Genomic DNA, 10,381 nt, shown 5'->3' with positions numbered 1-10,381 from the left:
AGTTGAACGGCGCCAGGAACGTGCCGGGACGGCACACGCGCGTGGACGGCGACGACCTCGTCGACAAGGTCGTGCACGTCGACCAGTCGCCCATCGGCCGGGTCGCGTGCCGCGCGGACGAGCGACGGCGCCAGGAACGTCGGGGTCGGCGACTCCCGATAGACCTCGGGCGGCGACTCCTCCCTCAACTCCGCTTCCGGCGCGGCGAGTTCCTCGCCCTCCTGTACCTCGGCCCCCTCCTGTACCTCGGCCCCCTCCTCTACCTCGGACCCCTCCTGCCCCGCCGGCGGAAACGCCACCGGCACCAGAGCCCGCTCCGTCTCCTCCAACCCCGGCCGGGCCGCGGGCTCCTTGCGCAGCAGCGCGGCGAGGATGTCGTGCAACGGACCGGCAGCCGACGGGAGTTCGGGCTCCTCGTACAGAACGGCGTGCAGGGTCGCCAGTGTTGTGTCCCGGGAGAACGGTGACCGGCCGCCGAGTGCGGCGCAGAGCGTCGCGCCGAGGGACCAGATGTCCGAGGGCGGTCCCTGGGGGCGGCCGGAGATCCGCTCGGGTGCCATGTAGTCGGGTGAGCCGACGAGCATGCCGACCACGGTGAGCGCCGTGGCGTCCTGGATCGCGGCGATGCCGAAGTCGGTGAGCACGACGCGTTGGCCGCGGTTCTCGACGAGTACGTTGCCGGGTTTGATGTCGCGGTGCAGGACGCCTACCGCGTGCACCTGGCGCAGGGCGGCCACCAGGCCGAGTCCGATGCGGGCCACCTCGCGCGGGCCGAGCGCGCCGTCGTCCACCAGTACGCGTTCCAGGGAGCGGCCGGCGACCAACTCCATGACGATCCACAGGCGTTCACCCTCGTCCACGACGTCGTAGACCCGCACGACGTTGGGGTGGTCGATGCGGGCCGTCGCCCTGGCCTCGCGCAGGGTGCGCTCACGGCGGGTGCGGGTGTCCTCCGCGTCGAGGCCGTCGATGCGCATTTCCTTGACCGCGACCTGCCGGTCGAGCATTTCGTCGGCGGCTCGCCACACCCGCCCCATTCCCCCCTGGCCGATACTCTCGACCAACCGATAGCGCCCGGTGACCAATAGCCCCGGAGTGCCACCACTCCTCACGTTCCCCGTATTCCCCGGCAATCCGCTGCACCCCCACAATGGTCACACTTCATGCCGTACCAGCATAGTGCGGAGAAATCTTGTGGTACCTCTTCAAGTACTGCGAATTCAGGCACAGTCGCAGGGGGACACAGGGGAACACAAGGGGGACGAACATGAGTTCTCGTCGTGCGACGGCCATCGCCACGGCCGTCACAGGTTCGCTGCTCACGGCATCTTTCTCGGCGGTGATGATCCTTTCCTTCACCGCCTCGGCGGATGACCAGGGACCGGGGAGCAGCAAAGGCGGAAAGGCGATGGACGCGGCTCCGGCGGGTGTGGAACTGACCACGCTCCTGCCGGAGAAGATCTCGGTCGACAACGGTTCGAAAAAGACGGCGATCACCGCCACGGTGAAGAATGAGGGGACCAAGGCGAGCGGTGATCTCAATCTCCTGGTCGTCGGTTTCGACGGCCTCAAGGTCACGAATGTGCAGGGCTGTTCGGCGATCGGGGAAAAGGATCTGCCGCCCGGTTCGAACAGTGGATTCAAGTGCTCCGTCGGCGCTCTCGCCGCGGGCAAGTCGAAGTCGTACGCCGTCGACGCGACGTACGACCTGAGCAAGGCCGGGAAGATCTGTCTGCCGGTGATGTCCGCCGACGGCAAGAAGACGTTCTGGCAGCAGGGCCCGGTCCCGTTCGGTACGACGAACCCGTCGCCGAACGCCCCGGCCACCCCGTTGCTACTCGGCACCGACAACAAGCCGGTGGCGCCGGGCGGCGACACACTGCCCAAGACGGGGGCCGGCGAAGACGTGCTCCCCCTGGGCGCGGCCGGTGCGGCGCTGATCGCGGCGGGCGCGGCGGGGCTGTACTGGTCACAACGGCGGCCGGGGCAGCGGTCGTTGGAAAGCTGAGCCGCCGCAGCCGGACGCCCTCAGGGCTCCGGCAGGGGAGGGCCGGGTCGCGGGAGCACCCGGCCCTCCCCCTCGCTTCCCTGCGAAAGCCTGACGGCACATGTCAGGTTTTCCGGCCAGCATGCCCACATGAACCACACACCGCCGCTCACCCTCCACCCCACCGACCCCGGCTACGAGGACGAACTCGCCGGATTCCAGACCGGGTTCGCCCAGCGCCCCGCCGTGATCTTCGGCGCGGCCTCGGCCGACGACGTGATCGCCGCCGTACGGTACGCGGCCGCGGAGAACCTGCCGGTCGGCGTCCAGGCCACCGGGCACGGGCTGCCGGGTGCCTCCGAGGGCGGGGTGCTGATCACGACGAGGCGGATGGACGGGGTACGGGTCGATCCCGAGGCGCGTACCGTCCGTGTCCAGGCGGGCGTGCGGTGGGGGCAGGTCGTGGCGGCGGCGGAGCCGTACGGGCTGGCGCCGCTTGGGGGTCCCCCCACGCCTTTAGGGCAGTGGGGGAGGGTCCGCGCCGAGCGTGGGTGCCGTGTCGTACACGCTGAGCGGTGGACTGGGCATCCTGGCAAGGGAGTTCGGGTACGCGGCCGATCACGTGCGCTCGCTCGACGTCGTCACCGCCGACGGGCAACTCCGCCGGGTGACACGGGAGTCGGAGCCCGACCTGTACTGGGCGCTGCTCGACGCCGGTCACGCCTTCGGAGTCGTCACGGAGTTGGAGATCGGTCTCGTCCCCGTGCGGACGCTCTACGGCGGTTCGCTCGCCTTCGACGGGCGGGAGGTCGATCCCACGGCCCTGCTGCGGGCGTACGAGGAGTGGACGCGGACCGTACCGGACGAGCTGACCTCGTCCTTCGCCGCCGTACCGTACCCGGACATCCCGGCGCTGCCGCCGCACCTGCGCGGGCGGTACGTGCTCTCCGTGCGCGTCGGCTACACGGGCACCCGCCAGGAGGGTGACCAACTCGTCGCCCCGCTACGGGAGTTCGGGCCGGTGCTCGCGGACTCGTTGCGCGAGATGCCGTACACCGAGAGCCACACGATCCACAGTGACCCGCCCGCCCCGCACGCGTACTACGGGGACAGCGCTGTGCTGAGCGAGCTGGATGTGGCGCGGGTGGGCGAGGTGCTGTCGCTCGCCGGGCCGGACGTGCCCGGCATGTGTGTCGTACAGGTCAATCATCTCGGCGGGGCACTGGCGAGGCCCGCGCCGAACTCGGTGCCGTATCGCGAAGGGCGGTTCCTGGTACGGATGTTGGCGGTCGGGGAGCGGGAAGCCGCCCGTGCGCAGCTCGATCCCTCCTTCGCGCTGCTCGCGCCGACGACGCTCGGGCGGGCGCTCAACTTCGCGTTCGGGGCCGGTGATCGGACCGAGGGGCTGTACGACGTGGAAACGCGGAAGAGGCTCGCCGGACTCAAGTCGTCCTACGACCCGGCGAACCTCTTCCGCGGCAACAGCCTTGTCAGCTCTGCTTGTTGACGAACTTCCAGGCCGTGGGCGTCGCGCCCATCGCCAGGGCGGCCTTCAGGGCGTCGCCGATGAGGAACGGGGTGAGGCCGGCGGCGAGCGCGGCGCTCGTCGAGAGGTCGAGGCTGAGCGCCAGGTACGGGACGCCGATCGCGTAGATGATCGCCTCGCCCAGCAGCATCGTGCCGGCCATGCGGAGGACCGAGCGGTCGGCGCCGCGGCGGGCCAGGGCGCCCACGGCGGCGGAGGCGAGCAGCATGCCGACGATGTAGCCGAAGGAGGCGCCGCCCCCGTGGGTGCCGCCGGCGAACCACGGCACACCGGCGAGGCCGAGCAGCGCGTACAGGGCGAGCGAGAGAAAGCCGCGGCGGGCGCCGAGGGACGTGCCGACGAGCAGCGCGGCGAAGGTCTGGCCGGTGACCGGGACCGAGGAGCCCGGCACGGGCACGGCGAGCTGGGCGGCGAGGCCGGTGAGCGCGGCGCCGCCGAGCACGAGGGCGATGTCCCGGACGCGGGAGGCGGGCAGCAGGTCGGCGAGGACCTGGCCCGGGCGGGCGGTGGCGACGGCGGTACTCAAGGGGACTCCGCAGGTTGACGGGGGTACAGGGGGACCTTGTGACGCTACCCCAGGGCCCTCGGGCCGATCACCGTCAGCGTTCGACAAAGGGTTCGGCGGGGACTTGGTGGGCTCCGGACAAAGGATGCCCGCTACACGCGCCCGGGCGTGATGCCGGTCACGCGGACCTCGTGCCGTCTCGCACACCGGCACCGTTGCCGTCTCACACATCGGCATCCGTGCCGTCTCGCACACCGGTCACCGTCTGGGCAGCCGTGGACCGCTTTGCTAGCTTCGACCGCATGGTTGCCCAGGCCCGGAACTTCGCGTCGCGTCGCTATGTCGACCTGCGACGCCAGGCCGCGGCGACCTGTTACCGCCCCTGAGGCGGGCGGAGCGGATCCGGTGCGCCTCGTATCCGAGACGGCGCACTGTCGGACCCGTTCCCGAGGAAGTTCCCCATGCCCCGTACCGCGGCACCCCTTCTCGCCTCCCACTCCCCCAACTCCCCCGTACCGCGCGCCGCCGACAGCGACCGGCGGCGCACCAACGCGAGCGTCGTCCTGCGCTCGGTGCTGGAGCACGGCCCGGTGGCCCGCAGCACCATCTCCCGGCTGACCGGGCTGTCCCCGGCGTCGGTCACCGACTACTGCGCCCGCTTCACCGAACTCGGGCTCATACGGGAGTCCGCCACACCCCAACGCTCGAAGGGCGTGGGCCGGCCCCATGTGCCCGTCGACCTGGACGCGTCACGGTTCGTTGTGGGCGGAGTCCATGTGGCGGTCCCCTATACAACGGTGGCCCTGCTCGATCTGCGCGGCCGGGTGGTGGTCGAGCGGCGGATCGGGCACGACAGCACCAACCCGTCCCTGGTGCTGGCGCGGGCCGCCGAGGGTCTTGACGCGCTGCTGACGGAGGCGGCCGGGACCACCCCGCTGGGGGTCGGGGTCGCCGCCGGCGGCTGGGTCGACCGGGACTCCGGGACCATCGTCGAACATCCGCTGCTGGGCTGGCGGGACGTGCCGGTACGCGAACTGCTCGGCGCCCGCACCGGACTGCCGGTCCATGTGGACGGCCACGCAAGGGCGTTGGTGAACGGCGAGCGGCTCTTCGGGCGGGCCCGCGGCAGCCGTAGCGTGCTGCATCTCTTCGTCGGCAACGTGGTCGACGCGGCCTTCGCCACCAACGACGAGGTGCACCACGGTCCCCGCTCGCAGGCCGGCGCGATCGCCCATCTGCCGTTGCGCGGCGGCACGGAACCGTGCGACTGCGGACGCGTCGGCTGCCTCCAAGTGGAGCTGAGCGAACGGACGTTGTGCCGGCGGGCCCGGGAGGCGGGGATCGTCGACGGGGTGAACCCGACCCATGTCGTGACCGCGGCCGAGCGCGGAGACCCCGTCGCCGTACGGCTGTTGACGCGGCGGGCGCGGATGGCGGGGCGGGCGGTCGGGCTGCTGCTCGACATCCTCAACCCGGAGACGGTGGTCGTCACCGAACTGGGGGTCCTACGGCGGGAGGACTGCCTGCGCGCGCTGCGCGAGGAGGTCGGGGACGCGCGGGCGTCGGCTGTCGTACCGACGAGTTTTCCGGATTCCGTGCTGGCGGTGGCGGGCGGTTCGGTGATGCTCGATGTGCTGTACCGGGATCCCTTGAGCGTGTGACCGAGCACGTGACCGAGCGTTTCACCGGGGCGTATTTAATTCAGAAACTCGGAATGTTGACAGGGGGCGCGCATGACCGGGAACATCCTGGTCATGAGCCCGCAGATGAGTTGTCGCACTTCTTGTTGCTGACCCGTTGACGCGCCCCGGCGCCGGTCTCATCCTGCCTGCATTTCTTTCTCCGGCTTTCCTCTGCCGTGAATTCCGCGCGTATTCCCGCGTTCCCGCGACTTTTGATCAGGGAGTCCTCCCATGCCTCATTCCCGTGCGCCCGGCCTCGACCGGCGGCTCTTCCTCACCTCCGTACTCGGTGCCGCCGCGGGCGTCGCCGGCCTCAGTGGCTGTGCCACGAGCAGTGCCGCGGCCACCAAGTCGGGGGCCGGTCTGTCCGCCCCGCTCGCCGAGAAGGTCCCGTCCGGTACGAGTCTGAAGATCTCCTCGTATCTGAACACCCAGCAGTTGCAGTTCAAGTTGGCGAAGCTGCCCAAGTTGCCGTTCACCGTGTCGAGTTGGTTGAACATCGGCGCCGGACCCGATGTCATCAACGCGTTCCGCGCCAAGTCCCTGGACCTCGCCAACAACGCGGGCATCCCGCCGATCCAGGCGCACTACCAGGGCTTCGACGCGAAGATCGTCGCGATCAACATCACCCGCAAGCCCAACTACCTCTTCGCCACCAAGCCCGGCAGCGACATCCGCGCCGTCGCGGACTTCAAGGGCAAGAAGCTGGCGTTCTCGCAGGGCCAGGCCCAAGGTGTCGTCCTGCTACGGGCGTTGAAGGATGCCGGGCTGAAGTACGACGAGGTGAAGCTGGTCCCGCTGACCAGCAACCAGTTCTTCACGGCCCTCCAGTCGGGCCAGGTGGACATCGCCCCGCTCGCCAACAGCCAGGCACCGGCGTACCTCAAGCAGTACGAGGCGAAGGGCGCCCGCGCGATCACGACCGATGTCGTAGACCTGCTCAATCTGTTGTGGGCGCCGGCCGCCGTGCTGGCCGACTCGGCGAAGGCGGCCGCAATCGCCGCGTACATCCCGCAGTGGGCGCGGGGTCAGGTCTGGCAGTACGAGAACCCGGACACCTGGAACGAGGAGTTCTACGTGAAGACGCAGAACCTGACTCTCGCGCAGGCCGAGGCGGTGACCGCCCTCGCCAACAAGCCGTTGTTCCCGCCGAGTTGGGACGAGGCCGTGAAGTGGGAGCAGGAGACCGCCGATCTGCTGGCGGAGGGCGGTTTCGTGAAGGAGTTCACGGTGGACTCGCTCTTCGACCGGCGCTTCGAGGGGATCGCGGCGAAGGCCGTGGCGGCGGAGTACCGGAAGTGACGGCCATGACGACCTCCACGTCCGAGACGACCGGCACGACCGGCACGACCGGGTCCACCACCTCAACCTCCGTTCCGGTGACCGCTGTTGAGGCCGCCGCCGGAGCACCGCGCAGGCGGCGCCGCGGGCTCGCCCCCGGAAAACGGCTGCCCGCCTCCCGGGTCATCGGGCCCGCCCTCTTCTTCGTTCTCTGGGCCGTCGCCTCCGCCGCCGGGCAGTTGGACCCGGCCGCGATCCCGGCGCCCTGGACGGTGTTGCGGACCGCCGGCCGGCTGTGGACGTCCGGCACGCTGCCCACGGACATGCTGACCTCGCTGGAACGCGCCGCCTACGGCTTCGCGCTCGGCCTCACCGCCGGTGTCGTCCTCGCGCTGGCCGCCGGGCTGAGCCGGATCGGCGAGGCGCTGATCGACGGGACCGTGCAGCTCAACCGAGCCATCCCCACCCTCGGTCTCATCCCGCTGTTCATCCTCTGGCTGGGCATCGGCGAGACCTTCAAGGTCGCCATCATCGCGATCGTCGTCTACATCCCGATCTACCTGAACCTGCACGCCGCGCTGTCCGGCATCGACCACCGTTACGTCGAACTCGCCGAGGTCCAGGGTCTGTCGAGGCTCCAGTTCGTGCGCCAGATCGTCATTCCCGGCGCGCTGCCCGGCTTCTTCGTGGGGCTGCGTCTCGGGGTGACCGGCTCCTGGCTGAGCCTGGTGGTCCTGGAGCAGATCAACGCCACCAGCGGCCTCGGTTACATGATGTTCCAGGCCCAGAACTACGGCCAGTCGGACGTCATCCTCGTCGGCCTGCTGATCTACGGCGTGTTCGGACTGGTCTCCGACAGCGCGGTCCGTCTCGTCGAACGGAGGGTGCTGTCATGGCGCCGCACACTCAGCAACTGACCACCGCGCCCACCGTCGCTGCGGTTCCCGCGGTCCAACTCCGAGGGCTTACGCGGTCGTTCGACGGGCGTACGGTTCTCGATCACGTCGATCTGGATCTGCCCGCGGGGCAGTTCACCGCCCTGCTGGGGCACAGCGGTTCCGGCAAGAGCACGTTGCTGCGGGCCATCGCGGGGCTCGACCACGAGGTCGTCGGGAGTGGCCGACTCACCGCCCCTGAGCGGGTGTCGGTGGTCTTTCAGGACTCCCGGTTGCTGCCCTGGCGGCGGGTTCTCGACAACGTGCTGCTGGGGACGGAGGGCAAGGAAGCCGCCGCGAAGGGCCGCGAGGCCCTTGCCGAAGTGGGGCTCGCCGGGCGTGAGCGGGCGTGGCCCAACGAGCTGTCCGGCGGCGAGGCGCAGCGGGCCGCTCTTGCCCGGTCGCTCGTCCGTGAGCCTGAACTCCTGCTGGCGGACGAGCCGTTCGGGGCGCTGGATGCGTTGACCCGCATCCGGATGCATGTGTTGCTCCGCGAGTTGTGGGAGCGGCATCGGCCCTCGGTGCTGCTGGTCACCCATGACGTGGATGAGGCGATCGTGCTTGCGGATCGGGTGCTTGTGCTGGACCAGGGGCGCATTGGGCTCGACTTGGTCATCGATCGGCCTCACCCGCGGTCGTATCGGGAGCCGGTGCTGGGTGAGTACCGGGAGCGGTTGTTGGCGGCGTTGGGTGTGACGGAGGACGTCGATTGAGCGTGTGTTGCGCGCCGTTGCCGGGGGCTGCGCCCCCAGACCCCCATCGGCCCTGAAGGGGCCTCGTCCTCAAACGCCGGACGGGCTGAATATTGCCGGCCTGCGTTGAGGAGTCGCCCGGCGAGCTGATTTATGCGGCCTGCGCTGAGAGGTCGCCCAAAGGACTGATCCGCGCGGCCCACGTCGAGAAGCCGCTCCACGGGCTGAATTGCGCGGCCCACATCGAGAAGCCGCCCCACGGACTGATCTGCGCGGCCCGCGTCGAGAAGCCGCCCCACGAACTGATCTGCGCGACCCGCGTCGAGAAGCCGCCGGACGGGCTGAAGCGCGCCCCCGGCACTCAAAATCCCCTGTATCTGTCCGCAGCAAAGGACAACCATGACCCACCGCCCCCGCCAACTCCACCTCAACGCCTTCCTCATGAACACCGGTCACCACGAGGCTTCTTGGCGCCTCCCGGAGAGCAATCCGTACGCCCACGTCGAGCTGGACCACTACACGCACCTCGCCCGGATCGCGGAGCGCGGCACCTTCGACTCGCTCTTCCTGGCCGACGGACCGCAGTTGTGGAGCAACCTCGCCCAACGCCCGGCCGGCGCGCTGGAACCGCTCACTCTCCTCACCGCGCTGGCGACGGCCACCGAGCACATAGGCCTGATCGCCACCGCGTCCACGTCCTACAACTCCCCCTACAACCTGGCCCGCAAGTTCGCCTCGCTCGACATCATCAGTGGCGGCAGGGCGGGTTGGAACATCGTCACCACCGCCGGTGCGGAGGCCGCCCGCAACTTCGGTCTGGAGCATGAACCCGCGCACGCGGAACGGTACGCGCGTGCCGCCGAGTTCCTCGATGTGGCGCTGAAGCTCTGGGACAGCTGGGAGGACGACGCGATCGTCGCCGACAAGGCGGCCGGGGTGTGGGGCGACGACGCGAAGATCCACCCTCCGCAGCATCAGGGGACGTACTTCAGCGTCGCGGGAGCCCTCAACGTCCCCCGCTCACCGCAGGGTTACCCCCTCCTCGTGCAGGCGGGTTCGAGCGAGGACGGCAAGGCGTTCGCGGCGCGGTACGCGGAGGCGGTGTTCACCGCGCAGCAGACCCTCGCCGACGCGCAGGCCTTCTACAAGGACCTCAAGTCCCGTACGGCGGCGGCCGGTCGGGACCCCGAGCACATCAAGGTGCTGCCCGGCATCGTCCCGGTGCTCGGCTCGACGGAGGCCGAGGCGCGCGCGAACGAGCGGCTGCTGGAGGACCACATCGTGTACACGCACGGCGTGGACCGTCTGGAGCGGCTGCTTCAACTACCGGCGGGCACGCTGGAGTTGGACGCCCCGCTCCCCGCCGATCTCCCGCCCGAGGACTCCATCGAGGGCGCGAAGAGCCGCTACACACTCGTCGTCGAACTGGCCCGTCGGGACCGGCTCACCGTACGGCAGTTGATCGGCCGGCTCGGTGGCGGTCGCGGGCATCTCACCTTCGCCGGTACGCCGGAGCAGGTCGCCGACGCGATCGAGTCCTGGTTCACGCAGGGCGCCGCCGACGGCTTCAACATCATGCCCGCCGGCCTGCCGTCCGGCCTCGACGCCTCCCACTTGGGCCACTCCGACCCGTGGCCAAGCGCACCAGCGGCGTGCCTTTCGAGGCCGACCGCGAAGTGCCGGGCCTGATCGTGAAGTTCGGCGACTATCCGCTGCATCACGGCGGGGTGGGTGCGATCCGGAGTCTGGGGCG

At 69.9% G+C, this 10,381-nt stretch carries 7 protein-coding genes and 2 pseudogenes; 7 read left to right on the top strand and 2 right to left on the bottom strand.

Annotation, left to right across the window (positions count from 1 at the left end):
* Window positions 1-371: 371 nt before the first annotated feature.
* A pseudogene (locus ACNFOC_RS43415) lies at window positions 372-1,037 on the bottom strand (serine/threonine-protein kinase); the annotation flags it as partial.
* Between the two features lie 230 nt (window positions 1,038-1,267).
* Here ACNFOC_RS43415 and ACNFOC_RS43410 point away from each other — a divergent pair.
* Together ACNFOC_RS43410 and ACNFOC_RS43405 are read left to right on the top strand one after the other, a co-directional pair.
* The gene (locus tag ACNFOC_RS43410; protein ID WP_416964515.1) at window positions 1,268-2,008 is read left to right on the top strand and encodes an LPXTG cell wall anchor domain-containing protein; all 741 of its coding nucleotides are present in this window, start codon (window positions 1,268-1,270) and stop codon (window positions 2,006-2,008) included.
* A 129-nt stretch (window positions 2,009-2,137) separates the two neighbouring features.
* Window positions 2,138-3,494, top strand: a pseudogene (locus tag ACNFOC_RS43405) (FAD-binding oxidoreductase).
* Here the strand turns inward: ACNFOC_RS43405 and ACNFOC_RS43400 are convergent.
* Complete coding sequence (locus tag ACNFOC_RS43400; protein ID WP_416964514.1) at window positions 3,478-4,059, bottom strand: biotin transporter BioY; 582 nt, start codon at window positions 4,057-4,059, stop codon at window positions 3,478-3,480. The pseudogene ACNFOC_RS43405 and the gene ACNFOC_RS43400 overlap by 17 nt on opposite strands.
* A 440-nt stretch (window positions 4,060-4,499) precedes the next feature.
* Between ACNFOC_RS43400 and ACNFOC_RS43395 the strand changes: the two genes are divergently transcribed.
* From ACNFOC_RS43395 to ACNFOC_RS43375, 5 genes are all read left to right on the top strand, one after another.
* Window positions 4,500-5,699 carry an ROK family protein gene (locus tag ACNFOC_RS43395; RefSeq protein ID WP_416964513.1) on the top strand — a complete coding sequence of 400 codons (1,200 nt, stop codon included), beginning with the start codon at window positions 4,500-4,502 and terminating at the stop codon, window positions 5,697-5,699.
* 252 nt (window positions 5,700-5,951) lie between these two features.
* On the top strand, window positions 5,952-7,022 hold the full coding sequence (locus ACNFOC_RS43390) for an ABC transporter substrate-binding protein (protein WP_416964512.1): 1,071 nt from the start codon (window positions 5,952-5,954) through the stop codon (window positions 7,020-7,022).
* A gap of 5 nt (window positions 7,023-7,027) precedes the next feature.
* Complete coding sequence (locus ACNFOC_RS43385) at window positions 7,028-7,918, top strand: ABC transporter permease (protein WP_416964511.1); 891 nt, start codon at window positions 7,028-7,030, stop codon at window positions 7,916-7,918.
* Window positions 7,894-8,649 carry an ABC transporter ATP-binding protein gene (locus tag ACNFOC_RS43380; RefSeq protein ID WP_416964510.1) on the top strand — a complete coding sequence of 252 codons (756 nt, stop codon included), beginning with the start codon at window positions 7,894-7,896 and terminating at the stop codon, window positions 8,647-8,649. Before ACNFOC_RS43385 ends, ACNFOC_RS43380 begins: the two co-directional genes overlap by 25 nt.
* Window positions 8,650-9,027: 378 nt before the next feature.
* Window positions 9,028-10,317: an LLM class flavin-dependent oxidoreductase gene (locus tag ACNFOC_RS43375; RefSeq protein WP_416964509.1), complete on the top strand. Its 1,290-nt coding sequence runs from the start codon at window positions 9,028-9,030 to the stop codon at window positions 10,315-10,317.
* The last annotated feature ends 64 nt before the right edge of the window (window positions 10,318-10,381 follow it).

The sequence above is a fragment of the Streptomyces colwelliae genome (assembly GCF_048158785.1).
Classification (GTDB): Bacteria; Actinomycetota; Actinomycetes; order Streptomycetales; family Streptomycetaceae; genus Streptomyces.
Note: the sequence above shows the minus strand (reverse complement) of the source record. Positions and strands in the feature narration are given on the sequence as shown.